Origin of the sequence: Protofrankia symbiont of Coriaria ruscifolia, from assembly GCF_900634745.1 — a bacterium.
Taxonomy (GTDB): Bacteria; Actinomycetota; Actinomycetes; order Frankiales; family Frankiaceae; genus Protofrankia; species Protofrankia californiensis.
Genome location: NZ_CAAAFR010000024.1, coordinates 31,598 through 57,739, shown reverse-complemented (window position 1 = coordinate 57,739; position 26,142 = coordinate 31,598). Strand labels below are relative to the sequence as shown.

The 26,142-nt window shown below is 67.3% G+C and carries 21 protein-coding genes and 1 tRNA gene; 14 read left to right on the top strand and 8 right to left on the bottom strand.

Going from position 1 to position 26,142, the window contains the following annotated elements; genetic code table 11:
- Window positions 1–917, bottom strand: a 917-nt coding sequence (locus CV1CTNOD_RS02860) for a patatin-like phospholipase family protein (protein WP_431607057.1), incomplete at its 3' end; no start/stop codon positions are given.
- A 455-nt stretch (window positions 918–1,372) separates the two neighbouring features.
- Here CV1CTNOD_RS02860 and CV1CTNOD_RS02855 point away from each other — a divergent pair.
- The gene (locus CV1CTNOD_RS02855; RefSeq protein ID WP_131784608.1) at window positions 1,373–2,032 is read left to right on the top strand and encodes an FHA domain-containing protein; all 660 of its coding nucleotides are present in this window, start codon (window positions 1,373–1,375) and stop codon (window positions 2,030–2,032) included.
- Between the two features lie 78 nt (window positions 2,033–2,110).
- Here the strand turns inward: CV1CTNOD_RS02855 and CV1CTNOD_RS02850 are convergent, their stop codons facing one another.
- Window positions 2,111–4,417, bottom strand: coding sequence for a SpoIIE family protein phosphatase (locus CV1CTNOD_RS02850; protein WP_131784607.1), 2,307 nt, complete (start codon window positions 4,415–4,417; stop codon window positions 2,111–2,113).
- Window positions 4,418–4,724: 307 nt separating this feature from the next.
- Here CV1CTNOD_RS02850 and CV1CTNOD_RS02845 point away from each other — a divergent pair, with 307 nt between their 5' ends.
- Together CV1CTNOD_RS02845 and CV1CTNOD_RS02840 are read left to right on the top strand one after the other, a co-directional pair.
- Window positions 4,725–8,825, top strand: a complete 4,101-nt coding sequence (locus CV1CTNOD_RS02845; protein ID WP_431607056.1) for a HAMP domain-containing protein — start codon at window positions 4,725–4,727, stop codon at window positions 8,823–8,825.
- Between the two features lie 311 nt (window positions 8,826–9,136).
- Window positions 9,137–10,660 (top strand): substrate-binding domain-containing protein, encoded by a 1,524-nt coding sequence (locus CV1CTNOD_RS02840; RefSeq protein ID WP_131784606.1) that lies wholly within the window; start codon window positions 9,137–9,139, stop codon window positions 10,658–10,660.
- Between the two features lie 203 nt (window positions 10,661–10,863).
- Here CV1CTNOD_RS02840 and CV1CTNOD_RS02830 read toward each other — a convergent pair whose 3' ends face one another.
- Window positions 10,864–11,256: an ArsR/SmtB family transcription factor gene (locus CV1CTNOD_RS02830; protein ID WP_131784612.1), complete on the bottom strand. Its 393-nt coding sequence runs from the start codon at window positions 11,254–11,256 to the stop codon at window positions 10,864–10,866.
- Between the two features lie 102 nt (window positions 11,257–11,358).
- Between CV1CTNOD_RS02830 and CV1CTNOD_RS02825 the strand changes: the two genes are divergently transcribed.
- The 6 genes from CV1CTNOD_RS02825 (at window position 11,359) to CV1CTNOD_RS02800 (ending at window position 16,625) form a co-directional block, all read left to right on the top strand.
- Window positions 11,359–11,886 (top strand): ArsI/CadI family heavy metal resistance metalloenzyme, encoded by a 528-nt coding sequence (locus CV1CTNOD_RS02825; RefSeq protein ID WP_131784611.1) that lies wholly within the window; start codon window positions 11,359–11,361, stop codon window positions 11,884–11,886.
- The gene (locus CV1CTNOD_RS02820) at window positions 11,886–12,674 is read left to right on the top strand and encodes an aquaporin (protein WP_131784605.1); all 789 of its coding nucleotides are present in this window, start codon (window positions 11,886–11,888) and stop codon (window positions 12,672–12,674) included. Before CV1CTNOD_RS02825 ends, CV1CTNOD_RS02820 begins: the two co-directional genes overlap by 1 nt.
- Window positions 12,675–12,690: 16 nt before the next feature.
- Entirely contained in the window at window positions 12,691–13,101 is a 411-nt protein-coding gene (locus CV1CTNOD_RS02815; RefSeq protein ID WP_131784604.1) for an arsenate reductase ArsC, read from the top strand.
- Between the two features lie 187 nt (window positions 13,102–13,288).
- Window positions 13,289–14,434 (top strand): helix-turn-helix transcriptional regulator, encoded by a 1,146-nt coding sequence (locus CV1CTNOD_RS25345; protein WP_207386145.1) that lies wholly within the window; start codon window positions 13,289–13,291, stop codon window positions 14,432–14,434.
- 10 nt (window positions 14,435–14,444) lie between these two features.
- On the top strand, window positions 14,445–15,515 hold the full coding sequence (locus tag CV1CTNOD_RS27235; RefSeq protein ID WP_131784603.1) for a helix-turn-helix transcriptional regulator: 1,071 nt from the start codon (window positions 14,445–14,447) through the stop codon (window positions 15,513–15,515).
- A gap of 243 nt (window positions 15,516–15,758) precedes the next feature.
- Window positions 15,759–16,625 (top strand): hypothetical protein, encoded by an 867-nt coding sequence (locus CV1CTNOD_RS02800; RefSeq protein ID WP_131784602.1) that lies wholly within the window; start codon window positions 15,759–15,761, stop codon window positions 16,623–16,625.
- A 223-nt stretch (window positions 16,626–16,848) separates the two neighbouring features.
- On the opposite strand, the gene CV1CTNOD_RS02795 is transcribed toward CV1CTNOD_RS02800, so the two are convergent.
- The gene (locus tag CV1CTNOD_RS02795; RefSeq protein ID WP_131784601.1) at window positions 16,849–17,193 is read right to left on the bottom strand and encodes an ArsR/SmtB family transcription factor; all 345 of its coding nucleotides are present in this window, start codon (window positions 17,191–17,193) and stop codon (window positions 16,849–16,851) included.
- A gap of 85 nt (window positions 17,194–17,278) precedes the next feature.
- Here CV1CTNOD_RS02795 and CV1CTNOD_RS02790 point away from each other — a divergent pair, with 85 nt between their 5' ends.
- The 3 genes from CV1CTNOD_RS02790 (at window position 17,279) to CV1CTNOD_RS02780 (ending at window position 21,139) form a co-directional block, all read left to right on the top strand.
- Window positions 17,279–18,157 carry an LLM class F420-dependent oxidoreductase gene (locus CV1CTNOD_RS02790; protein WP_131784600.1) on the top strand — a complete coding sequence of 293 codons (879 nt, stop codon included), beginning with the start codon at window positions 17,279–17,281 and terminating at the stop codon, window positions 18,155–18,157.
- A 304-nt stretch (window positions 18,158–18,461) separates the two neighbouring features.
- Entirely contained in the window at window positions 18,462–18,929 is a 468-nt protein-coding gene (locus CV1CTNOD_RS02785) for a hypothetical protein (protein ID WP_131784599.1), read from the top strand.
- Entirely contained in the window at window positions 18,926–21,139 is a 2,214-nt protein-coding gene (locus CV1CTNOD_RS02780) for a bifunctional polysaccharide deacetylase/glycosyltransferase family 2 protein (protein WP_131784598.1), read from the top strand. Before CV1CTNOD_RS02785 ends, CV1CTNOD_RS02780 begins: the two co-directional genes overlap by 4 nt.
- Window positions 21,140–21,379: 240 nt before the next feature.
- Here the strand turns inward: CV1CTNOD_RS02780 and CV1CTNOD_RS02775 are convergent, their stop codons facing one another.
- Both CV1CTNOD_RS02775 and CV1CTNOD_RS02770 read right to left on the bottom strand, forming a co-directional pair.
- Complete coding sequence (locus CV1CTNOD_RS02775; RefSeq protein WP_131784597.1) at window positions 21,380–21,571, bottom strand: hypothetical protein; 192 nt, start codon at window positions 21,569–21,571, stop codon at window positions 21,380–21,382.
- 165 nt (window positions 21,572–21,736) lie between these two features.
- Window positions 21,737–22,585 (bottom strand): helix-turn-helix transcriptional regulator, encoded by an 849-nt coding sequence (locus CV1CTNOD_RS02770; protein ID WP_131784596.1) that lies wholly within the window; start codon window positions 22,583–22,585, stop codon window positions 21,737–21,739.
- 101 nt (window positions 22,586–22,686) lie between these two features.
- On the opposite strand from CV1CTNOD_RS02770, the gene CV1CTNOD_RS02765 reads away from it, so the two are divergent.
- Window positions 22,687–23,427, top strand: a complete 741-nt coding sequence (locus CV1CTNOD_RS02765) for an SDR family oxidoreductase (RefSeq protein WP_131784595.1) — start codon at window positions 22,687–22,689, stop codon at window positions 23,425–23,427.
- A gap of 642 nt (window positions 23,428–24,069) precedes the next feature.
- On the opposite strand, the gene CV1CTNOD_RS02760 is transcribed toward CV1CTNOD_RS02765, so the two are convergent.
- Window positions 24,070–25,074, bottom strand: a complete 1,005-nt coding sequence (locus tag CV1CTNOD_RS02760; RefSeq protein WP_131784594.1) for an AraC family transcriptional regulator — start codon at window positions 25,072–25,074, stop codon at window positions 24,070–24,072.
- Between the two features lie 97 nt (window positions 25,075–25,171).
- On the opposite strand from CV1CTNOD_RS02760, the gene CV1CTNOD_RS02755 reads away from it, so the two are divergent.
- Window positions 25,172–25,855, top strand: a complete 684-nt coding sequence (locus CV1CTNOD_RS02755; protein WP_131784593.1) for a peroxiredoxin-like family protein — start codon at window positions 25,172–25,174, stop codon at window positions 25,853–25,855.
- A gap of 82 nt (window positions 25,856–25,937) precedes the next feature.
- Here CV1CTNOD_RS02755 and CV1CTNOD_RS02750 read toward each other — a convergent pair.
- Window positions 25,938–26,010, bottom strand: a tRNA-Arg gene (locus tag CV1CTNOD_RS02750).
- Window positions 26,011–26,142: the final 132 nt, after the last annotated feature.

The window sequence follows — 26,142 nt, the reverse complement described above, 5'->3', positions numbered from 1 at the left end:
GCGGTCCGTCCCAGCGACGCGAGCGCCGGCCGGGTCCGCAGCAGCTGCGCACCCTGCTCGTAGGCCATCGGGTAGACCATGCGTGCCTTGTGCGAGTCGAACAGGTCGAGTGGATGCCGGGCCAGTCGACTGATCGCGGTATTCGGCCGGACCAGGTGCACGGCGCCACCGGTCGCTTTTGTCCAGCGGTGCGTCTCCCTGGTCAGCAGCCGTTCCATCGCCCGTCCTGCGGCGCCGAACATCGGGCCGGCAAGGGGCGCGATGACCAGCAGGTTACGTGCTGCCGGCGCATGGTCGGCGGATGTCAGCGAGCGCACCGCGCCGTCCACGTACAACCACTGGCCGACGGGTGAGGGCGGGAACAGACCGGGCATGCTCGACGAGGCCGCAACCAGGTCGGCGAGCGGGAAACGTCCCCCGGACAGAATCTGCCGACGCAATGTGGGCAGCTGGATCGCCGACACTCGCACCCGTTCGCTGTGGACGTCGCCGAACACGTTGTTAGCTGTCCGCCGGATCCATCCCGGTAGCGGGTTTGGCACCCGGATCGGGGGCAGCGCGCACAGTACCTCGTGCGTAACACCAGCGGCCATACATGACGCCACCCACGCCCCTGACGAGGTGCCGAGCGCATCGATATCGCGCAACGGCAGGCCACCAGAGAGCAGGGCGTCGGCAACGCCGAACCCGTAGGCGACGCCGAACGGTCCGCCGCCGCCGTACACGACGGTCAGGGGTGGCAGATCCGAGATCCCCGCCGCCGGGCTGGCAATGCCACACCCGTTGCCGAGGACCGGAACCGTGCTTTCGGCATAGCGTTGCAGGCCGTCCGCGAAGGTCGGACCACCGGGACCGAAATCCTCGACGAACCGACCACTGATAGCCTGTGTCCGCGGACCTGATCCGGAGCTGCGCATACAATGATGTTGGGCCGGAAAAGCGACGTGCTCCAGCCTTCCCAGGGATACGCGCCGCGTACTCGAGGGGTCGAGAAATCCCACCTTGGTGGGCCGGTGACCGACGCTGCCGCCAGCGCCGGGAGGCGGATTTCCGGCAATGCAACGAGTAATGCGATGAGACCACCTCGCGGGTATCGCCGCAGCGGGTACGACATTTTCCGCACTTCGCCGCGAACCAGTCGGAGCATGCGGCGGAAGAAATGTCGGGATGAACCTCCGCAGACATGGATCGACTTCGCCGCGGTGCATCGGCGGCCTGCGGGCCGAGCTATTGTCAGGGGTCGACCTGAAGCTGGTCTCGTAGCGAAAGGCGGCCGTGTCTCATGCCTGATCGGCTCACCGTGGACGGCCGGCCGGAGCCGACCGGATCCGGCTTCGGCCCCGGATCCGGTTTCACGTCCGGACGTCGTGTCATGCCGGATACGCGGGATGTGGATGACGGCTCCTTCGCCGACACCTTCCTGTTCTACCGTGACGACACCGGAAAGCAACAGATGGTCAGCCTGGCCTCGGTCGCGCGCGTGACGGTCGGCCGTGGTGCCGGCAGCGACGTCACCTTCGCCTGGGACAACAAGGTCTCCCGGCTGCATGCGCAGTTCGAACGGATCGGGACCGACTGGGTACTCGTCGACGGTGGATTATCCCGGAACGGAACCTTTGTGAACGGGGAGCGGCTTGTCGGACGCCGCCGGCTGGCAGACGGCGACGTGGTTCTGGTCGGCTCGACCTTGTTGACCTACCGGGACAACCGCTGCGGCCGGTCGGTCGAGGGCCGCGGTGCGGGGGAGACCCAGGTCGCCGAAGGTGTCGTCACCCTCCGGTCGTTGTCACCGACCCAACTGCTCGTCCTGGAAGCTCTGTGCCGACCGTACCGGGACCAGGCTCGGTACGCGACACCCGCGACGAACCGGCAGATCGCCGACGAACTGTTCTTCAGCGTCGAGGCGGTGAAGACGCACCTGCGGGCGTTGTTCCGCAAGTTCGGGGTGGAGGAACTGCCGCAGAACCAGAAGCGGGCGAAGCTCGTCGAGCTGGCCTTCCGGGCCGGACTGGTGTCCGAGCACGATCGCTGACCGTTTCCGGCTGGGGAGACCATGGTCTTCCGGCCGGCACGGACCATCCTCCGGTTGAGCAGACCATGCAGACCACGGTCAGCGCAGATGGACGGCGATCAGGCAGGTGTCGTCATCGGTGTCGGGGGTGGTGTGGCGCAGGAGATGGTCGGCATACTGCTGGAGGTCGGCAATCGGCTGGCCGGCGACCAGGACAAGGGTGTCGAGTGCCTCGTCGAGGGCGATCCCACGTCGTTCGATGAGCCCGTCGGTGAACAGCAGGATACCGTCGTCGAGTCGCAGCGGGGTGGCGGTCTCCTCATAGGTGCTGTGGGCGTCCGCTCCGAGGAGGACTCCCTGTGGAAGCGGGAGTGTGCAGGCGGTGCCGTCGCGGACCAGGACGGGCGGCAGGTGGCCGGCGCATGACCAGCGCAGTGTGCGGGTGGCCGGGTTGTAGAGGCCGCAGACGGCGGTTCCGGTGATGTTGTCGGTGAGGTGGTAGGCGACGTCGTTGAGCCAGCGCAGAAGCTGGGCCGGTCCCGCGCCGGTCATGGCGAGGCCGCGCAGACTGTTGCGTAACGTGACCATGCCGGTGACCGCCTTGATGCCATGCCCGGCGATGTCACCGACGGCGAGGAGAACCTCCTTGGAGGGCAGGATGACCGCGTCGTACCAGTCGCCGCCGACCAGATGATCCTGGTCGGCCGGTCGGTAGCGGACGGCAACGTTGAGTCCGGTGGCTTCGACTGGATCGGCCGAGAACGGCGTGATGGCCCGTTGCAGTTGTACGGCGAGACGCTGCTGGTCGTCGGCTCGCTGTTCGGTGTCGGCGAGCTGGTTGCGGGTGGCGGCGAGAGCAACCTGGGTGTGATAAAGAGTGGAAAGGTCCTGGTATGTGCCGCGAACGGCGACCAGAGTGCCGGCAGTGTCGGTGACGGGCTCGGCGAACGCGCGTATCTGCCGGATCACGCCGTCGGCCCGGATGAGACGGAACGTCGTGGCGGCCGGTCGCATCTGGTTGAGCAGTATGTCACGGAAACGGTCGACGGTGGCGAGATCATCGGTATGGACGTAGGCGTCCAGTCCCTGCAGGGAAATCGGCGTTCCCGGCGTTCCCGGCGTCAACCGGAACAGCGTGAAGGTGTGGTCGGTCCAGCGCACGTCACCGGTGAGCACATCCTGCTGCCACCCGCCGATCTCACCTAGCCGCTGTGCGTGTTGGAGAATGGCGGTGAGGTTATCGGTAGCATTCGTCGGCTGCCAGGTGATCGCGATGCCGTCGAAGAGCCGGCCGATACGCACGTCCATCTCCATCGCAACGGCCCTGCCGCCGACGATGACGCGGATGATCAGACCGTCGGCCTGGTATGGCCGACCGGTGAGGAGCACTTCCACGGCGCGCCCGAACAGTCCGTTCGGGATCGTCATCAGTGGATGGACATGGGACAGGCGGCGGCCGACGAGGTCGTGAGGGTCGCGGCCAGTCGGGTCGACGAATTCGTCGCTGACGTAGTCGATCTGAAAGTCGATGATCCGCCCATTGTGATCACGGATGGCGTGAGCGACGAGAGCGGAGCGTAGCAGGGCGTTCAGCAGGGCGGGCAGCCACAAGCCGCGGCCTCCCCAGGCGCGCTCCCCGTGAACACCGAGGCTCCTGGCGCAGACTTCGGCCAGCGCGAGGAGTTGATGCCGGATCGCGGGAGTGAACTCCTCGAGCGGATGCGGCCAGCAGATCTCCATCGCCCCCAGCAGCGCCCCGGCGTCAGCCAGCGGTAGCACCACCCGGGCGCCGCGCCACTGCCCGACCAGTGGGACCTGGCGTGGCAGCTGGTGGCTCGCCGGCCACCACTGGGGGCATCCGTCCCGAACGGCCCGCTGAGCCACGGAATCCATCTGCGGAGGGATGCGCTGCCAGCGGCTCGCTTCCAGGGCGCCGAGCCCCGCCTCGCCGGCGAGCTCCAGAGCGCCGTCCGGTTCGATTATCCACAATGCCACGGCTACGGCTCCCAGCGGGGCGAGAGCCTCCTCCAGCGCCGCCGCGGCAATCCGGGGTCCGTCCACGGCCCGCTGTACCGGCGGCGTCTCGGCCAGTCGCGCCGGTTGGTACCGCAGTGGTCGTGCCGCGCCCCGGATGAGCGCGTCGCCTGCCGGTTGGCCGATCACATCGGCGGCGAGCTCCACCAGGGGCATCCCGGATCGGGCCGCCAGGCGGGTGAGTTGCTGGACCGCTTCGCCAGGGGAACAGCGCAGGCGCTCGCTCAGGACGCCCGTCGCGAGATCCACCAGGGCTTCGGTGGCGGCCTGCGCCCGAAGTTCCTCGAGTTCGCACTGCTGGCGGGCGATCAGCGCGGTCAGCTGTGCTACCTGGTCATTGCCGATCGGGCTGGTCGGCTGCTGTGTCGCCACCGCGTACGTCCCCCACTCGCTCGGGTGCCGCCGGCATGCGGACGGATGTCCCTGCGCAGCCCCCTTGTCCTCCTGGGTCTCCCCAGCTGGGCCAAAGACGGCGCGATCAAGTTTCTTTCGCGCTGCTGGAGGCCCGCATCCGCGGAGCACTCAGGAAAACCTTATGGACATCAAGAAACTGAGTCGAGGTAGCTGTCCGTTTCATCATGGTTTGATAACCGGCGAACTCTCTACCGTGGAGCAAAGAGACTGTCTAGATCAGATGACGGCCGTCCGGCGGCCGTCGGCCGATGAGCGGGGTGCACCGGTGAGTGAGGCTACGAAGTCGGAGCGGGGAGCGATGCCAGGGCGGGACGACCCCGCATTGCGCCAACTTCTTGCCGGCCTGACGGCGGTGCGCGGCGGGGACTTCCGCGTACACCTGCCTCAGAGTGACGACCCGCTCATGAACGAGATCGTCGACGTGTTCAACGGCATGACCGAGCAGCTTGCCCTGGTCACCTCCGAGGTGGCGGGGGTGGCGCGGGAGGTCGGCATAGAGGGCAAACTCGGCTGCTTTCCCCGGGTGCCAAGAGTATCCGGTGCCTGGAGGGATCTCGTCGACTCGATCAACGCGGCGGTGGGAAGCCTTGGCGGCCAGGTTCGTGACATCGCCCAGGTAGCCACGGCGGTAGCACACGGCGACCTGTCACGGAAGATCACCGTGGATGCGCGCGGCGAGGTCCTGGAGCTGAAGAACACCATCAACACGATGGTCGACGAGCTGTCGTCGTTTGCCGGTGAGGTCACCCGGGTGGCCCGGGAGGTCGGTACCGAAGGACGGCTGGGTGGGCAGGCGTTCCCCGGGGTAGGCGGAACGTGGCGGGATCTCACCGATTCGGTGAACTTCATGGCCGGGAATCTCACCGGTCAGGTCCGCTCCATCGTTCAGGTGGCGACCGCGGTGGCCAGGGGTGATCTCTCCCAGAAGATCACCGTGGACGCGCGCGGGGAGATCCTGGAGCTCAAGGAGACCATCAACACGATGGTCGACCAGTTGTCGTCGTTCGCCGACGAGGTCACCCGGGTGGCCCGGGAGGTCGGTACCGAAGGACGGCTGGGTGGGCAGGCCGACGTCAAAGGCGTGTCGGGCACCTGGAAGGACCTCACCGAATCCGTCAACGTCATGGCGACCAACCTCACCGTTCAGGTCCGTTCCATTGCCGAGGTCACCACCTCGGTGGCCAAGGGCGACCTGACGCAGAAGATCCGGGTGGACGCGCGCGGGGAAATCCTGGAGCTCAAGGAGACCATCAACACGATGGTCGACCAGTTGTCGTCGTTCGCCGACGAGGTCATCCGCGTGGCGGGCGAGGTGGGGACGCAGGGCAATCTCGGCGGGCAGGCCGTCGCACGGGGCGTGTCAGGCACCTGGAAGGATCTCACCGACAACGTCAACTCGATGGCCAACAACCTGACCAGCCAGGTCCGCAACATCGCCCAGGTCACCACCGCCGTGGCTCGAGGCGACCTGTCGAAGAAGATCGATGTTGACGCGCGTGGGGAGATCCTGGAGCTCAAGACCACTATCAACACGATGGTCGACCAGCTGTCGTCCTTTGCCGCGGAGGTCACCCGGGTCGCCCGCGAGGTCGGCACCGAGGGAATACTCGGCGGGCAGGCCGAGGTCGAGGGCGTCTCGGGAACATGGAAGCGTCTGACGGAGAACGTCAACGAGCTCGCCGGCAATCTCACCCGCCAGGTGCGCGCGATCGCCGCGGTGACCAGTGCCGTCGCGGCCGGGGACCTCACCGGATCCATCTCGGTGGAGGCCCGGGGGGAGGTCGCCGAACTCAAGGACAACATCAACGCAATGGTGCGGTCGCTGTACGAGACCACGCGCGCCAACCAGGAACAGGACTGGCTGAAGACCAACCTGGCTCGCATATCCGGTCTGATGCAGAAACATCGTGATCTCAACACCGTCACAGAACTGATCATGGATGAGCTCACTCCGCTGGTCGGCGCCCAGTACGGCACGTTCTTTCTGGCCGGATCCGGCGCGGACGCGCCCGCACTGCGTCTGATCGCCGGCTTCGGGTACCAGGCCCATCCCGACGTGCCGCGCGAGTTCGACGTGGGACAGTCCCTGGTGGGGCAGGTGGCCAGGACCAAGAAATCGATCTTCATCGACCGGCCCCCGGTCCATTACGTGAAGATCTCCTCCAGTCTCGGCCACGCCGAACCGGTCAATCTGATCGTCCTTCCCGTCCTCTTCGAGGACCATGTTCTCGGCGTTATCGAACTCGCCTCCTTCACCCCGTTCATGCAGGTGCACCGGGATTTCCTGGACCAGCTGATGGAAACCATCGGCGTCAACATCAATATCATTATCGCCAACTCGCGTACCGACGCCTTGCTGGACGAGTCGCAACGTCTTGCCGCCGAATTGCAGACGCGCTCCGAAGAACTCCAGACCCGCCAGGACGAGCTCCAGCGGTCCAACGCCGAGCTGGAGGAGAAAGCGGCCCTCCTCGCCCGCCAGAACCACGACATCGAGATCAAGAATTTCGAGATCGAACAGGCTCGGCAGGAAATCGAGGAACGGGCCCGGCAGCTCACCCTGTCGTCCAGGTACAAGTCGGAGTTCCTCGCCAACATGTCCCATGAGCTGCGCACGCCGTTGAACAGCCTGCTCATCCTGGCGCGGCTGCTGGCCCAGAACCCCACAAACAACTTGACCCCGAAGGAGGTCGAGTACGCCAACGTCATCCACTCCGCCGGCTCCGATCTCCTGCAGCTCATCAACGACATCCTCGATCTTTCGAAAGTCGAGGCCGGCAAGATTGACATCCACCTGGAGCGCTTCGCCCTCAGTGAGCTTCTCGAGGACGTCCAGGCCACCTTCCGTCCGGTCATCGCGGAGAAGGCTCTGCGGTTCACCGTCGACGTCGCCGCCGATGTGCCGGACACACTGATCAGCGATCAGCAGCGTCTGCAGCAGGTGCTGCGTAACCTGCTGTCCAACGCGGTCAAGTTCACCCAGCAGGGTGAGGTGGAACTTCGGATACGGATGGTCAGCGGCCGTGCCCTCGACGATGAGCAGCGCCCGGCCATCGCATTCTCTGTGATCGACACGGGCATCGGCATCGCCGAGGAGAACCTGGACAAGCTCTTCGGAGCCTTTCAGCAAGGTGATGGCAGCACCAGCCGCAAATTCGGCGGAACCGGCCTCGGCCTGTCCATTTCACGCGAGGTCGCGGCCCTGCTCGGCGGTGTGATCCGCGCTCAGAGCGAGTTCGGCCGGGGTAGCACCTTCACCCTTTATCTGCCGCTGTCCCTGCCCGTGTCCACGCCCGAGGCAACCGGTGAACAAGCCCACGACGCCACGTCGCCGGCCGTTTCCGGCCTGCCTGTGCCTTCCGGCCTGCCTGTGCCTTCCGGCCTGCCTGTGCCTTCCGGCCTGCCGGCGTCTTTCGACCTGCCGGTGCCCGTTCCCACGCCAACGCCGGAGCCTGCGCCGACGCCTGCCCGGCGCCGTCTGCTGGTGCTCGAACCCGATGACAACGGCCTGCTCGCTCTTCTCGCGAAAAACGTTGCCGTGGAACTCGCCGACACCCACGGATCCGTCCGCATCACCTCGGTAACGAGTCCCGACGACGCGATCGCGGCTCTTTCCGCGACGCTGTACGACTGCGTCGTGCTCGACCTGGCCCTTCCTGGCTCGTCCGCATTCGATTTCCTCGAAAGGCTCCAGGAAAGCCAGGACCTGCGGCAGCCGCCGATCTTGGCGTACTCTGCGCACAGGATCGGCGTCAGCCGGCAGCGCCTCGCTCAGGCCCGTTTCCGGATCCGCCGTATGGAGCCGCTGTCCTCCCTGGACGAGCTTCGCGAACGCATTGTCTCGCAGCTGTCCGCCGACCGTCCGGACAGTACCGATCAGCCGGATGGTGTGGTGTCCTTCGCCGCAGTCCCGACGGAGACCGCGGTACCGCCCGGTGACGGCGACGCCCTGACATATGATGAGCTCCGCGACCGTAAGATTCTTGTGATCGACGACGACGTCCGGAACGTGTTTGCCATCACCGGCATCCTCGAGCTTTACGGTCTGACCGTGATCCACGCGCCCGACGGACGTATGGGTATCGACGCCCTGCTCGCCACCGACGGCGTCGACCTCATTCTCGTGGACGTGATGATGCCGGAAATGGATGGTTACGCCACGATGACGGCGATCCGGGAAATACCCCGTTTTGTCACGTTGCCGATTATTGCCGTCACAGCGAAGGCCATGCCGGGCGACCGGCAGAAGTGTCTCGCTGCGGGTGCCGACGACTACGTGACCAAGCCGGTTGACACCGACGAGCTCCTCGGCTGTATACGACGGCGGCTCGCTTACCAGGAGCCCGGCGGCAAGAAGGCCCGATGATCAGAGCCTTTGTCCGGGCGGCAGAGGTCCGGGCAAGGTCCGGGAGGCCCTGAGTCCCGGGTCGCTGCGTGCGTCCACGGTGGAGTAACGGCCCGCAGCGGGCGATCCGTGGCCGACCGCGTACCGTCAGCCCATTTTCCGACCGAGGTGAACCCGCAGTTGACCGGGATTGAACCCACGGCTGACCGAGATGAATTCGCGGCGAATACCTGACGACCGGGCAGCACAAAGCGCTCCGATCCCAACCAAAACCCATACGGTCGCTGAATCGTCATATCGGCCCAACCGTGCATTCGGGGATGAGGCGAAACGTGGGCTGGCTGAGCGCCGAGAACATCGTGGCTGTGCTCACCGCGGTACTCGGCATCGCGGCATCCTTCGCCGTGGTCTGGTACGAGCGCCGGGTACCGCGCCGTAGACGCATCGGCTATCGCGTGCAGATGGATACCCCCATCGGCAGCGACAACCGCAGCGGGCAGGGCCAGGCGAACATACGGCTCGGCCTGTTCAACGACCTCCCCGACATGTCCGACGCCACCCTCGTCCTCCTGCGTATCGAAAACGACGGCGCGGAGAGCATCACCGACACCGACTACACCAGCAACGGCCTCACCGCCGTCTTCACCGAGCGCATCGTCAGGGGTGTCGCCGTCACCCAGCCCGACGCCGAGCACCTGATGGACCACTTCGCTCCGCCGGGGGCTATGCGGCACAACGACAGCACGATCTACCTGCCCCGCGTCCCACTCAACCGCGGCCAGCACTACAAGCTGCTCGTGCTGCTCACCAGCGGTGGCGTCGGCTGCCACGTCCGGGTCACCGGCGGGATCCGCGACGGCGCGGTGATGCCCAACCGCAGCACGACGGTCGACGACACCCCGCCCCTGTTCAGCAGGCCCGCCCGCTGGATCACCATCCTGCTCACTCTCTGCGTCACGGCGTTGGCAATCATCATCGTCGTCCGCCGGAACGTGCCGCCTCCCATCGGCTGTGCCACGGGAAAGCTCACCGTCATCGGTTCCACGGCCTTCGCGCCGGTCGTGCGGGAAATCGCCGAGAAGTACGAGTCGGACTGCCCGGATTCAAAGATCACGGTGAACGCGCACGGCAGCAACGAGGGCATACAGGAGCTCGCGGAGGCCGGTGGAGAGTCCGCGAGCGGGTCGTCACCAGCCGTGATCGCGGTCTACGATGGTTCCAAGCCGGACGGCTACCTGCAGATGACAGGGGAACGCGTTGCGGTCTCCGCGTTCGCTCTGGTGGTGAACGACCAGGTGTCGACCGGCAATCTGACGATCGACCAGATACGGAGGATCTATCGGGGTGACGTCCTCAACTGGAACCAGGTCGGCGGCCCCGACCTCCCCGTCCTGCTGGTAAGCCGGGACGCCAACTCCGGCACCCGTGACCTGTTCCGGCGGCGCATTCTCGACGGGCTCGGCGAGCCGGCCCTGACCTCCCTGGACTGCGAGCACAGGAACTCCCCCCAGGACAGGGTCGTCCGCTGTGAACTCGACAGCACCGAGCGGGTGCTGAGAACCGTGGCCAAGCTCCCGGGCGCCATCGGCTACAGCGAACTGCAGGCCGCCGTCACGTCCAAGGGCCTGCACACCCTGCGGATCAACGGCCAGGAGCCCTCGATCGAGGCCATCGGTGGCAGCACCTATCCCTTCACGGAGGTCGAATACGCCTACACCTACGGCAGGCCGCCCGCCGGCTCCCTCACCTCCAGTTTCCTGAACTACCTGACGAGGGGCAGCGGCCAGGACGTCATGAAGGCCTACGGGCACCTGCCGTGCTACAGCCCGGAGGGCTTCAAGCGCTGCCAGCAGTGACCGGCCAGCTGAAACGTCTCCATTGCGTCCAGACAGTCCGCGTGGGGCATGAGTTCGTTTCGTACGGAACGTCCGCCCTGGCCATTACGAACTCGGCGTCGATGCCGAACCCGGTAGGCGGTTGCCCGCTGCCTTTTCGGTTTCCGGATGGGACCTGGGCCGGGAGGTCCGTCCTGCCGTCGTTTCCCGGCGCCGCCCGGTGGCTACTGTAGGGGGGCGAAGACGGTGGCCAGGGCGGTGAGAGCGTGGGGTACGGCCCGATAGTAGGCCCAGACACCGCGTTTGTCCCGGGTGATCAGCCCGGCGTCCACCAGGACTTTCAGGTGGTGGCTGACGGTGGGCTGGCTCAGGCCGAGGGGTTCGGTGAGTTCGCAGACACAGGCCTCACCGTCCTCATGGGCGTAGATCATCGACAGGAGTCGCAGGCGGGCGGGTACGGCGATCGCCTTGAGGACCGTCACGAGCCGGTCGGCTTCCTCGGCGGACAGCGGCGCCCGGGTCAACGGGGTGCAGCAGGCCGCGGGCGTCCCGGCGAGGTCGGGCGCCTCGGAATCCGTGCTCGGGGGGAGCGGGGTGGGCAGGGGTGCGGTCGCCATGTCGTCCAGCATGCCCCACCTATTGACAGTCGTCTATGCGTGGGGTCATCGTTGCATCCGACAGGACATAGACGCTGATCGATACGGATGGGGCTGGTCGTGATGGCCAGGGTGCAGCTGGCATTGAACGTCTCCGACGTGGACGCGGCGGTCGACTTCTACGCGAAGCTGTTCGGGGTCGGCCCGGCGAAGCGGCGGCCGGGGTATGCGAACTTCGCGGTCGACGTGCCGCCGCTGAAGCTGGTGCTGATCGAGAACCCGCAGGCCCGGGGTGCCGGGGTGGCCGGCGCGCTCAACCATCTGGGTGTCGAGGTCGCCACCTCCGAGGAGGTGGCCGCGGCGACCGCGCGGCTGGCCGGGGCCGGGTTGGACACGGCGACCGAGGAGAACACCGCCTGCTGCTACGCGGTGCAGGACAAGGTCTGGGTCGACGATCCCGACGGCGCCCCGTGGGAGATCTACACGGTGCTCGCCGACGTCGCTGACGGGGTGGGGCCGGTGCTGCGGACGGTGGAACCGGGCAGCGGGCCGGGCTCGGCCTGCGCGTGCGGGCCGGGTGGGGACTGCGGTCCGGCGGCGGACCTCGGTGACGCCGCGCCGGTCGTCACCGCCGGCCACGCAGGCCGCTGATGTCACAGGTAGGAAAAACGAGTCCGCCGCCGCTTGCGCGACGGCTGGTCGCGGAGGCGGTCGGCAGCATGCTGCTGGCCGCCCTGGTGATCGGTTCGGGGATCGCCGCGTCGCAGCTCAGCCCGGGGCAGAGCGGGTTGCAGCTGGTGGAGAACGCCGCGGCGACCGCCGCCGGCCTGTTTGCGATCATCCTGATGGTCGGGCCGGTGTCCGGGGGGCATTTCAATCCGGTGGTCTCCGCGGTGGATGCGGCGTTCGGTGGGCTGGTGTGGCGGGACGCCGCCGCCTACGTCCCCGTCCAGGTCGCCGGCTGTGTGGCCGGGGCGATCCTGGCGAACGTCATGTTCGACGCATCAGCGGTGTCGATCTCGACGCATCACCGGGCGTCCGGTGCGCATCTGCTCGCCGAGGTCGTCGCGACCGCCGGCCTCATCCTTCTGATCTTCGCTTTGGTGCGGTCCGGTCGGGGTGAGCGGGCGCCGGCGGCGGTCGGCGCGTACATCGGGGCGGCCTACTGGTTCACCAGCTCGACCAGTTTCGCGAACCCGGCGATCAGCGTCGGGCGGATGTTCTCCGACAGTTTCGCCGGGATCGCCCCGGCCTCCGTCCCGGCGTTCATCGGCGCGCAGGCGGTGGGGGGCGTGGTCGGCTACGGGCTGGCGCGGCTGTTCTACCCACCGATTCCGGCTGCTCCCGGTCAGGCCGCGCAGGTTCTGCTGCCCCGCGACCAGCCTGCCGCGGCGTCCAACGGTGCCGTGTCTGGCCTGGCCCGTGGCATCTCATCGTGAGGAAAGGATCTGGTGCATGTCCGAGAAGCCCTCGGTGCTGTTCGTCTGCGTCCATAATGCCGGGCGGTCCCAGATGGCTGCCGGCTGGTTGACCCATCTGGCCGGTGACACCGTCGAGGTGCGTTCGGCTGGGTCGATGCCTGCCGAGCAGGTCAATCCGGTTGCGGTGGTGGCCATGGCCGAGGTCGGGATCGACCTCGCCGCCCAGAGCCCGAAGATCCTCACGGTGGAGGCGGTGGAAGCCTCCGACGTGGTGATCACCATGGGCTGCGGGGACGTCTGCCCGGTCTTCCCGGGGAAACGGTACGAGGACTGGAAACTCGACGACCCCGCCGGTCAGGACATCGATGCCGTCCGTCCGATCCGGGATGAGATCCGGGCTCGTGTCGAGAAACTCCTCGGGGAACTTCCGCCCGCCACCCCCTAGCGATCATCTTTGAAGGCCACGTACCGGACAGTCCTCGAGGTGCACCAGTGCCGCCGGATAGTTGTCGAAATGCGGGGTGGTGAAGAACGGGGTGGTGAAGAAGACGCCCTGACGATCTGATCGGTAGCCCGGCAGGGCGAGCCATGTTCTGCTTCCGCATAATGCGACAGACCCGCATTATTGTCCCGTGACTGTCGATCGCGGGCTACTACTCGACCGGGTCGGTGAACTGGCTGAACGAGTGCGTGTGCTGCTGGAGCGTCCGGCGACGGGGGACGCCGGTGAGTCGTCGGAGCTGGCGCACGCGCTTGCAACGGCTGGCGCCGAGATCCGCGCCGTACTGTGTGCTCGGCCTTCACACGATGCCCGGACGGCAGGTGAGCTGTGTCTGGGCCTGGTGGAGCTCAGGCGGTTGCAGGAAGAACTGCGCGAGCACGTGGTGTCGTTGCGGTTCGCGGCAGTGGCGCGGATCCACCACGGGCTGGCCAAGCTGCGGGCGTATGAGACCGTCGCCGAGTTGCTGCCCGCGGCGGCGGCCGAGTTCGGGGCGTGTTGTGACTTCGACCGGACGGTGATCTCGCGGCGTCGGGGGTCGACGTGGCGCGCGGAGGCGGTCTGGCTGGCGCCGGGACTGGATCCGCGCGTGTCGCGGGCGACGGAGTCATATCTGCGTGAGACGTGGATCCCGCTGGGGCCCGGGGTTCTGGAGACGGAGTTGATCCGTAGGCGCGCGGCCGAGGTGATCGCGGCCGATGACCCGCGGACCAACAAGGAGCTGATGGCCGTGTCGGACAGCGTGGGATACGTGGCCTCGCCGGTGATGCCGGCGGGACGGGTGATCGGCTTCCTGCAGGCCGACTGCTACGGGTCGCGTCGCGAGTTGACGACACTGGATCGTGACAACCTGTGGACGTTCGCCCAGGGCTTTGGTCTGCTGTTCGAGCGCATGGTGCTGCTGGAGCGGCTCGTCCAGCAGCGGACGCGGGCGCGCGAGGCATTCGATCTGGCCGAGCGGCAATTGCAGCAGCTCGCCGAGGACGAGATCCTGCTCGCCCAGAACGACCGGGAGCTCGGAGCCGTCGCTTACCACGCTGCCGAGTTCTTCCGGCCTGCGGCCGCTGCGGAAGGGGTGGAGAGCCTGCTGACCGCACGCGAGCGGAAGATCGTCGAACTCATGATCACTGGTGCGCGCAACAGCGAGATCGCCGACCGGTTGGTGGTCAGCGAGGACACGGTCAAGTCTCACGTCAAGAGCGTGCTGCGCAAACTGGGTTCGTCCAATCGCGCGGAAGCTGTGTCGCGATACCTCAAGCTCGCCATGCCCCGGATATGAGGCCCCGGACATGAGCAAGCAGACCACGGATCTGGTCGAGCGTGCCGCGCGACTGCTGGGCAGCGAGCCGAACCTGGACGGTGAGGACGTGGCGGACGCGCTGAGCACGGCGTGCACCGAGCGATTACTGTCGGGTGCGCCCGACGCCGAGTCGACCGCGGCGCTGGCGCAGCTGGTCTGCGATCTCCAGGACCTGGCCCTCGAGCAGGCCGAAACGCGGATGGCGTCGCGAGCGCGACGCATTGCCCGCTGCGAACGGGGACTCGGTCTGTTGCGTACGGTGACCAGCCCGAAGGTGCTGGAGGGCCGGGTATGCGGGGAGATCGTGGCGAACTGCGGGCTCGAGCGGGTGCTGCTCTCGCGCGTCGAGGACGGCGTCTGGCGGCCGTGGAAGGTCAACAACGTGGTGCGGGACGAGCCGTGGTTCGCCGAATGGGTCCAGCGCGAGATCCCGCTGGACGATTTTGTCCTCGAAGCACGGCTGCTGATCGAACGCCAACCGGGCCTGGTGACGAACACCGCGGATCCGCGGGTACATCCGATCATCCGGGCCGGCGGAGCGACATCGTATGTGGTGGCACCGATCACTCCAGCTGGGCGTGTCATCGGTTTCCTGCACGCCGACCACGGGCGCGGCGGGCGGGTCTGTGACGAGACCGACCGCGACGTGCTGTGGGCGTTCAGCGAGGGCTTCGGCCACCTCTACGAACGCTCTGTGCTTGTAGAACGCCTGCGTTTGCAGCGCGACCGCGTGCGCCAGACGCTGGCCGTCGTCGACACCGCGCTGGAGGAACTCACCGAGGCCGAGATCGAGCTCGTCACGGCCCCCGACGACGACACCCCCATCACCCGGACGGCGTCGTCGGTGTTCCGCAGCGAAGGCGGTCTCGATGAGTTGACGGCTCGTGAACGCGAGGTGCTCGAGCTCATTGCGGGCGGCGCCAGCAACCAGGAGATCGCCGAGCAGCTCGTCATCACCGTCGGCACGGTCAAGACCCACGTCAAGCACATCCTCGCCAAGCTCGGCGCCGTCAACCGCTCCCAGGCGATCGCGGCCTACCACGGCGTCGCCCAGGATTGAACGTCGCTCAGGATCGAACACCGCACGTCTACCACCTCCGGGCGGAAATACCACCAGCAGGGAAGATGACCTGCCGCGGGCGATGGACGACCATGGATCACCTGACCCAACCCGAGCTTCGCACCATGGCAACCTTCGATGTCACGTGGCCGTCGCGTTCGCAACGTGACCCCGTGATGTGGGAAAGTCGTCGTCCGCCAACCACTACAAACTTGCTTCCAGAGCGGTACGAAGGGGGCAGCCATGTCAACAGCGCCTGTTGATCACCATCTCGACCTGACCACCCAGGACATCCTCACATACGGCAGTTGGGGCCTTACGTTAGTCCTCCTCGGTGTTGCGATACATCTGGGACGGAAGGAAAGAACTCCCTTTTACGCGCTGATCGTTCTCGCCGCTATGGTGGCAGCCTTCGCCGAGCCGCTCTACGACGCGGGCCTGATGCTCTACTTCTATTCGACCGAAGGTATGTACACCCATTTCACTGCCTTCGGCATCCCCCAGCCGGTCTGGACCCACAGCGGCTACGCCGTACTCTACGCGGCACCCGCGATCATGATTACCCGCAAGATCCGACTCGGCACGCTGACGCGAAACGGGCTGTTCGCCTGGGCCGGCGTCGAGCTGCTGATGTCCTGCACGTTCGAGATGATCGGTATCAACGGCGGCGCCTACACGTATTGGGGACCGCACGAGCTGCGTATCCTCGACTATCCGCTGGTCATCGGCGTGCTCGAGGCGGCGCAGGTGATATGTTTCGCCGTTGCGGCAACCCAGCTGCGCGAGCGGGTGAAGAGCCCCGTCGGTCTGCTGGGCCTGTTCGTCCTGTTTCCCTGCACGTTCTTCATGGCGAACTTCGGTGCCGGCTCACCGGTGATTATCGCCTTGCACCTGGAGGACACCTCGCGTCTGATCGTGGCGTTGGCATCACTGCTGAGCATTGCGTTCGCCGCGGCGGCGATCCGTGGCGCCAGCTCGTTCCTGCCAACCACCGCCGGACAGAGCGAAGCGGCAGCCGTCGGCAGCCCCGTCGGCGGATTCTCTCGGACGAGAATAGCCGCTGACATGCCCACGGGTGGACCGGTCGCAACGCCGTCCACAGCGAAGTAAACCGCCCCGCGACGCCTGCTCGTCCCGGTGTTGGAGCAGCATCGGGACGAACAGGCGTCACATTGGCTGCGCGGACGATGGATCGTCCGCCCAGGGTCACATAGCTAAGTGGCATGTTAAGTGGCATGTATGCATTAGCGGCCGGATCTGCGGCTTCGTCCGTCGGATTTGTTGATCAAAAAAGCCCAGGGCTCCGTGCCGGGTGATCGGCTGTGGGGTGGAGTCACTCCGGCCGGGTCTGTTCGTCCTCGGTGAGTACGAGGCCGAGGAGACCTGGGAAACGGGCGTCGAACTCCGCGCGGCGGAGCCGATTGAGGCGGCGCGGCCCCTGGTCGACCTGCTCGAGCAGCCCCGCGGCCCGCAGGACGGCGAAGTGGTGGCTGGCGGTCGCCTTCGACACCGGCAGGTCGAACGTGCCGCAGGCGCGGGTGAACTCCGGCTCGCCCGCCAGCGTCCGCAGGATCAGCCGGCGAACCGGGTCCGCGAGCGCATCCAGGGCGCCCTGCAAGGTCACGTCGCCCGGATCGGTGTGCCGCAGGTTCCGGGTGCGTCGCGCCTGATCGGCCATCGTCTTCTCGGACTCCTCATACGTTCGATAGGCATCGTACACTGGCGAATATTCGACCCCCATCGAACATGTGAGGGAGATCGTCATGGCGATACCGATAGGACGGGTGGGTATCTGGTCCCCGTCGTACGTCTGGAACACCGACGACGCCCGCGAGGCGGCGGCGGAGATCGACGCTCTGGGCTACGGAGCCCTGTGGCTCGGCGCCGCCGCGCCTGACCTGCGCCTACCCGAGGATCTGCTCGCCGCCACGGACCGGCTGGTCCTGGCCACAGGGATCGTCAACGTGTGGGCGGCCGATGCGGCGGAACTGGCCGCGGGCTTCCACCGGCTGGCGAAGGCCTACCCGAACCGGTTCCTGCTCGGACTGGGTGTCAGTCATGCACCGATCGTGCAGAAGCTGGGCAAAGCCTACACCCGGCCGCTGAACCATCTCGCCGGCTACCTTGACGCTCTTGACAACGCACCCGAGCCGGTTCCCGTCGACCAGCGGGTGCTCGCGGCGCTCGGCCCGAAGGCGCTCACCCTGGCGGCGCAACGATCGGCCGGCGCCCATCCCTACCTTGTCACGCCCGAACACACCCGCATCGCCCGCGAGACACTCGGCCCCGGCCCGCTGCTCGTCCCCGAGCAGAAAGTCGTCCTGGAAACCGACCCGTCCACTGCCAGAGCCCTTGCCCGCGCCGGCGTCCGTTACTACCTCGGGCTACCCAACTACGTGCGCAACCTGCTGGCCCTCGGCTTCACCGAGGACGACGTCGCCGGTGACGGCAGCGAGCGGCTCGTCGACACCCTCGTCGCCTGGGGTACCCCCGACCAGATCGCGAAGCGCATTACCGAGCACCACGACGCCGGCGCGGACCACGTGGCCGTACAGGTCGTCTCACCAGCCGCCGACTCGACCGCCTGGACCGGTCGGCCAGCCAGGGAGGAGTGGCGCGCACTCGCCGCCGCGCTCCTGTAAGGAAACACGACGCCTTCAAGGAAACACGACGCGACGCCACCCGAACACCGGGCGGGAGGAGTGCGCACAGGCCGGTTACGCGTCCGGTCGGCCTGTCTGGTTTGCCGCGGTCGGTCACCCCACGGTGGCCGACCGCGGGCTTCTCTAATTCCTGATTCCTTGACCACATGGAATTCCTTGACCACGTGGAGATGCGGAGTCACATCCCGGCACTGTTCGATCCAGGCGGAGACCACCCGGCTGATCGATGGTGGCCTGGAATGACTAGTCTCGCGACGTGGCCACCGCGTGGAGAAGGCAACCGGTGTTCGTCGCACAGTCCGGCAGGCGGGCACGGCGGGTCCGGCGTGTCGGGTGGGTGTTGGGAGCCGTGATGCTCGGCTACCTCGGTCTGGTGGTGACCGGTCTGTCAGGTGTGCCCTCGGTACCCGGTGTGACGCTGCCACCGTTGTTCGGCTCCTCCGACCGGCCGGCTCCCATACCTTCCCCGCGCTCCGGGTCCGACTCCGGCCTGGAGGCCGCGGCCGGGGGCATGCCACGCACACAGGCGTCGGTCACGGCACCGACGGTGATGCGCCCGGCGACCGCTCCCGATCCGTCCGGGATGTCGGGTACCTCGGTGAGCGGCATCCCGGTGCCGGCCCCGGCGGCCGCTCCCGTTGCGGTGTCCTCCATGCCGCCGCGGGCTGTCGCCTCTCCGAAAGGCCAGGGCCAGGGTAAGCCGACCGATCAGGGCAGGCCGACGTCCAAGCCGACCCCGTCGAAGCCGTGAGGCATCGGCGTGACGCGTACCGGACCCCTCGGGCGCACTGGCTGCTGCTTGCCCTGTTCATCGGCACATTGGCGATCATGCTCGGGATCCAGGGATTCGCCCGGCACGGAACCGGTCCGGCCCGTACTCCGGCTCCGGCTTTGGCTTCGGCTTCGGCTCCCGACGACACCGCCGACGGGACGGCAGCGAGCCCGGGGGACGGGCTGAGCGGGCCGGTCCTCGACCTGTCCGGCCCGGCGCCCCAGGGACGCGGTCTGCCTGCCCGGACGGTCGCGCTGACGTTCGACGACGGACCCGACCCCCGATGGACGCCTGTCATCCTCGACGTGCTGCGCCGTCACCGGGCGCAGGCCACCTTCTTCGTCGTAGGCTCCCGCGTCCTGGAACACCCTGAGCTGGTCCGGCGCATCCGGCAGGACGGCCACCAACTCGGCATCCATACCTTCAGCCACTCCGACCTCACGGCTGTGCCCTCCTGGCGTCGCCGGATCGAAGTCTCCCTGTCGCAGTCCGCGCTGGCCGCCGCCACCGGCACGACGTCCAGCCTGCTGCGACCGCCCTACTCGTCCACCCCGGCCGCGCTCACCACCCCCGCCTACGCCACCTACCGTGAACTTGCCTCGCAGGGGTACCTCACCGTCCTCGCCGACATCGACTCCCGCGACTGGACCCGTCCCGGGGCTGACGCGATCGTGCGGGCGGCCACCCCCGTGGGCACGGACGGCGCGGTCGTTCTGTTCCATGACAGCGGCGGCGACCGGAGCCAGACCGTTGCGGCCGTGGACCAGCTGCTGGACGTACTGGACGCGCGCGGCTACCGTTTCGTCACGCTTTCGGACGGGTTACGGTTGCCGTCCGACATCGCAGCCCACCCCGCCGACACCGCCACCAGGCTGCGTGGCCAGGCGGTGCTGGCCACCTACCGGATCTCTGATGCGCTGACCTGGACGCTGACCGCGTTCCTCGTCCCGCTCACCGCGCTCACTCTCCTGCGTGCCGTGGTCGTCACCATGATCGCCCACCGGCATCGGCGACTCGCCGATCGACACCGGAAGGTCGCCCATCGGCACCAACGGACCGCCGACCGGCATTGGCAGGCGGCCGCCGGTTTCCGTCCGCCGGTCAGTGTGATCATTCCCGCCTACAACGAGGCGGTGGGCATAGCCGACACCGTCCACTCGATGGTCGCCAACGACTACCCCGACCTTGAGGTGATCGTGGTCGACGACGGCTCCACCGACGGCACCGCCGACATCGTCGAACGACTCGGCCTGCCCGAGGTGGTGGTCGTCCGGCAGGCCAACCAGGGCAAACCGGCCGCTCTCAACCACGGCATCGCCGTCGCCTCCGCCGACGTGCTCGTCCTCGTCGACGGGGACACCGTCTTCGAGCCGGACACGGTCAGCCATGCCGTCCAGCCGCTGCGCGACCCGGCTGTCGGCGCCGTCGCCGGCAACACCAAGGTCGGCAACCGGCAGGGGCTGCTCGGCCGCTGGCAGCACATCGAGTATGTGCAGGGCTTCAACCTGGATCGCCGGATGTACGACATGCTCCAGTGCATGCCGACCGTGCCGGGAGCGATCGGTGCGTTCCGCCGCGAGGCGTTGGAATCGGTCGGAGGCGTCTCGGAGGACACCCTCGCCGAGGACACCGACCTGACCATGGCGCTGTGCCGTGCGGGCTGGCGGGTTGTCTACGCCGAGCAGGCCCGGGCCTGGACCGAGGCGCCGGCCACCCTCAGCGCCCTGTGGCGGCAGCGGTACCGCTGGTGCTACGGCACGATGCAGGCGATGTGGAAGCATCGGCATGCCGTGGTCGAGCATGGCCCGGCCGGCCGGTTCGGCCGTCGCGCGCTGCCCTACCTGCTGATGTTCCAGGTCCTGCTGCCGATGCTCGCCCCTGTCATCGACCTGATGGCCCTCTACGGTCTGCTGTTCGCCGACCGTGGTCTCGTCCTCACCTCCTATGCCGGCTTCCTCGCCGTGCAGTTGGCCACCACCGCCTACGCCTTCCACCTCGACCGGGAACGATTCGGCCCCCTGTGGACCCTGCCGCTCCAGCAGATCGTCTACCGCCAGGTGATGTACCTGGTGGTCATCCAGTCCGTGGTCAGCGCCGTGCTCGGCAGCCGGTTGCGCTGGCACAAGCTTGCCCGTACCGGCAGCGCCGGCTCCGCCCTGGAAACCCGCACCCCCGTCGGATCGCCCTGATACCCGCCCGGACCTCACGCCTGGCCACACACCCTCAAAGCGCCGCCTGCGACGCGCGGTGGCCATCGCCGAACTGATGGAGGTATGAGAAAACGAGCCGGGTGGTTGATCTGTGTGTGCCGTTACCGTCGATGCTTGCGGGAACAGCCTTGTCGATGCAGGTGAGCAGGACGTTATATCGACCCGGATTACCGGATTATGAGCTGAGGGAAAAGACCGATGGCCATGGTCAGCAGGGGGTCATGGTCGAGTGGTACGGGAATTCTTGGCGGTCTCCAGCAGCGCGATGGGATCGATGCTTCGGCCATCCGCGGTCTCGTGATCGTAGACATGGCGTACAAGGTGAAGCCATTGGCGGTGCTTGGCGATCGTCACGAAGCTGGTGAAGATGCCTGGCGAGAGGATGAGGGCGAGGAGAAAGTGGAGGTCCACCGTGGCTCCCGGCTCAGGCGATCCACAGTGCCCGAATGGCCCCCCTTGGATCGCGTAAGTCACTATGCCAGCGCGTGCTTCCCGGTGCAAGGGAGTCTGATGCCCATGCTTGCTCGGTCTCGGCAGAGCCAAGGTCGTGGGTGCCTACGTGGACATCCTGGTTGGTCAGGAGCGGGTCAGGTCCTGGGTGCCGAGAACACGGAGCAGGTCGAGTGCGTCGGCACTTGCGGTACCCGGCTGAGTGGTGTAGACGACGAGTCGCTGATCGGCATCGGGCAGGTGCAACACGTCGCAGTCGACTTCGATCGTGCCGACCTGCGGATGGGCGATCCGCTTCCTGCTGCCGCGGCGGACCGCTGCCTCCCGCTGCTGCCAGCGCCGCTCGAAGTCGGGGCTGACGCGACGCAGCTCGGCGACGAGGTTGCGCAGCCCCGGGTCGTGCGGGTAGCGGGCGGCGGCGGAGCGCAGCTCGGCAACCGCCTCGACGGCGGCGGCTTCCTCCTCCTCAGGGGTGCGGAGCAGACGGTTGGGACAGCGCGCATCGCTGGTGAACCGCCACCAGATGACGTTGCGATGGCCCGGCGGCCACACGGTGAAGTCACCGAGCAGGGCGACAGCCAGCGGATTCCAGGCGAGGATCTCGCCTTTGGCGTCGTGCAGGATCGCCGGGTCGGACAGCCGGTCGAGCAGGCGCTCGATGCTGGGGCGGACCGTGCCGGTGATGTGGCCTGCCCGGGGTGGCGGTGTGCCGGCCAGGTGGAACAGATGGTCGCGCTCGTCGTCGGTCAGGCGTAGCGCCCGCGCGAGCGCGGTGAGGACGGACTCCGACGGGTGCGGCCCGCGGCCCTGCTCGAGCCGGACGAGGTAGTCGGTCGAGATCCCGGCGAGGGCGGCCACCTCCTCGCGGCGCAGCCCGGGGGTGCGACGCCGGGATCCGTGCGGGAGCCCGACGGCGGCGGGGTCCAGCCGGGCCCGCCACGTCCTGAGGGTGGCGGCGAGTTCGATGCGGTCCACAAGCCAGGATGCCCCGGAAACCGTCGGGGTTGCCTGGGATCGCCGCTCCCAGGTTCGGCTGTCCCTGGTCCGGCCGGCGTGGGCGGGCCAGGGTTGGCTGTATGAGCGACATCGTGAACGACGATGCTGTGAACGACATCGTGCTGATCACCGGGGCGAACAAGGGCCTGGGCTACGAGACGGCACGGCGGCTGGGCGAGCGGGGTGCGACGGTGCTTCTCGGGGCCCGGGATACCACCGCCGGCAGCGCGGCCGTGCAGCGGCTCGCCGCTGGCGGTGCGGACGTGCGGTTCGTGCCGGTGGACGTGACGTCGGATGCGTCCGTGGAGAAGGCGGCAGCCGAGGTTGAGGCGGGGTTCGGGCGTCTTGACGTGCTGGTGAACAATGCCGGGATCATCGGCGGGCGCGCGCCGGTGCCCGAGGCCGGGCCGGAGGACTTCCGGCTCTGTTACGAGACGAATGTCTTCGGGCCGGTACGGATGATGCGTGCGTTCATTCCGCTGCTGCGGCGCTCGACGCTCCCGCGGGTCGTAATGGTGTCGAGCGGAATGGGCTCCCTTGCCATCACCACCGATCCGGCGCGTTTGGAGTCTGGCATCGTCAGTCTCGTCTACCCGTCATCGAAAGCCGCCCTGAATATGATCACAACTCAGTATGCGAAGGCCCTTCCCGGCTTCAAGGTGAACGCGGTGGACCCTGGGTACACCGCTACCGACCTCAACGGGCGTTCTGGTTACAAGACCGTCGAGCAGGGCGCTGAGATCATCATACGGATGGCCACGGTCGATGCCGACGATCCAACCGGCGGTTACTTCGACGACCACGGGATCGTTCCCTGGTAGAGCGTCACCGGCTTGACCGCTTTCCGAAGAAGCCGTAGGTGGAAACCGCTGCTGTAACGACGGCTTCTACCTACAGATGCGGAAATCGTAGGTGGAAACTGCTGCCATGGCGACGGTTTCCACCTACACGTTTCCGATGAGGGAGCGGATGCCAGCGTCCGGCGAACGCGTGTTCAGGATGTGGGACCAGGGCCTTCGCTCGTACCTGCCGTCGGGCATCGGTGGCGACGCCCCCACCAACTACGACGGAAGAGACCACTCACAATCGACACCACGCACGAGGCGAAATTTGAACAGGCGATTGCCCGCATGATCCGCGTCTGGCGCCGGCGCCGGCGCCGGCGCCAGACGCGCCGAGGCCCGCCAGCACCGGCGTCCACGGTGGAGAAGTCGCGGCCGCCCGTGCGAGCGTCCCGTACCCGCACGCCGCGACCAGGCGCCCCTGACCATCGGTTACACCCGGCTACCCGACTATGTAGCGCTTCCATGACATTGCGTTGATGGGGAAACCGAGCCGGCCGCCGACGTCGCATCGCCCGTTCTGGGTAGTTGTACAGTGTGACCGAAGGCAGATCGCCCTCACCTCGATCGTGGTTCTGGAAACGCGGGCCTGTCGCGCCCGGTCAACGACGGTCAACGAGGTCAAAAAGCGGCGGGAACAGCCTGGTGGCGGTCAGGATGCTGGTTCTGTGGGGGAAGTCGCCGCGCTGAGGGAGCCGAGGCCACCGCCGCGCGGGTCGTCGCCCGGTAGCGCCCGGGCGGCTGGCCGCGGGTGCGGCTGAAGGCCCGCGAGAATGCATACTCGCTCGTGTATCCGACGTCGGCGGCGATCGCGGCGATCGGGTCGTCGGTTTCCCGCAGGCGTTGCGCGGCCAGGTCCATGCGCCACCGGGTCAGGTAGGCCAGCGGCGGTTCGCCGACAAGCTCACCGAAACGCCGGGTCAGCGTCGCGCGGGAGACGTGCACTGCGGCGGCCAGCGCCTCGAGGTTCCACGGCCGCTGGGGCTGGTCGTGGAGCAGTGCGAGCGCCCGCGCGGCTACGGGGTCGCGCAGTGCGCGCAACCACGACGCCTCGCCGTTGGGTTGCGTGCGCAACCACGCGCGCACGACGTGCACGAGCAGGACGTCGATCAGTCGGCCGACCGCGGCGCGCGATCCAGGTGGGTTGCCGCCCAGCTCGAAGCGCAGCAGGTGCAGGGTCGCAGCGACCGCGCCGTCGTCGGGCAGGCCGGTGGACAGGTGCAGGAGGCCGGGCAACAGCGACAACAGCGGTTGGGCGACCTCATGGTCGTAGTCGTAGGCGGCGCACAGGATATGCGTGACAGCCCCGTCGCCGGACAGTTCGATCACCCCCTCGGACGTGCGCAGCCCGGCCTTGGTGACCTGGTCCAGCGATATCGCCGGTGTGTCCGGGCCGCTGGAAAGCGTGTGCGGGAGGTTGGTCGGCAGCAGTACCACGTCGCCGGGCATCAGCTGCAAGGGCGGCGTATCGGCAGTGCGCAGCCAGCACGATCCCGCCATGACGCTGTGGAAAGTGGCGCCGGGCTGCGGATCGACCGCAACGCCCCACGGCGCGTGGGCGAGGAGCTGAGCGAGCACGGCACCCGAGACGCGCGCAAGATCGAGGACGTCAGTCAGTGGGTCCATGAAATCAACCGTAACGCGAACGCCGTGAGCGTATCAGACAAGAAAATGCCCTGATCAATCATTCATCCGCTTATTCGCCCCATCTAGCGTGACAGACATGTCATCCACATCCACACCCACACCCACACCCGCCACGTCATTGACCGATGCGGCTGTGCGGCTGCGCGGCCAGCTTCGCGAACAGTTCGGTGACGCGCTCGCCCCGTTCGAGGTGGAGGCCGACGAGCTGGCTACCCGTAGCATCGCTACCGGCACGCCAGCCGTCGGCGCACCCGCGCCCGACTTCACCCTGCCCGACGTCCACGGCGAGGACGTCACGCTGAGCACCCTGCTGACCAAGGGCCCGATCGTGGTCGTGTTCTACCGCGGCGCCTGGTGCCCGTACTGCAACCTGCAGCTCAACGCCTTTCAGGCGGCGCTGGACGAGATCGAGGCCGCCGGCGCGACGCTCGTGGCCATCTCGCCTCAGACACCTGACAATTCACTGACGTTCGCCGAGCAACAGCAGCTGCGCTTCACCGTCCTCAGCGACGTCCACAACACGGTGGCACGGACCTACGGCCTGGTCTTCCGGCAGGCCGATGCCCCGACCGCGATGCAAAAGCAGCTCGGCATCGACCTCGAACAGGTCAACGGCGACGACAGCCACGAACTGCCGGCAGCCTCCACGTTCGTGATCGGTTCCGATGGGATCGTCCGTCTCGCCTCGGTCTCCAGCGACTACCGCTGGCGTGTCGGACCCGATGAGGTTCTTACCGCGCTGCGTGACACGAGCCGTTAGACGCCATACCTGAAGGTGTTTAGCGGCACGTGGCGCAACACCCCCGCCGCGCAATCCCGTCGCCACAGGCAGATGCTGTATGTGCCCCTGGCAGGAATCGAACCTGCGGCCTACCGCTTAGGAGGCGGTCGCTCTATCCACTGAGCTACAAGGGCCAGCCGAACGTCAGGGGGAGACCCGACGGCACCCCAGTTTACGCATCATCGTCGCTCGCGGTCGTCCGAGCAGAGGCGGACCGGTCGGGACGAGCCCTCTGCCGACACATGCCTCGTCCCGGACCATCGTCA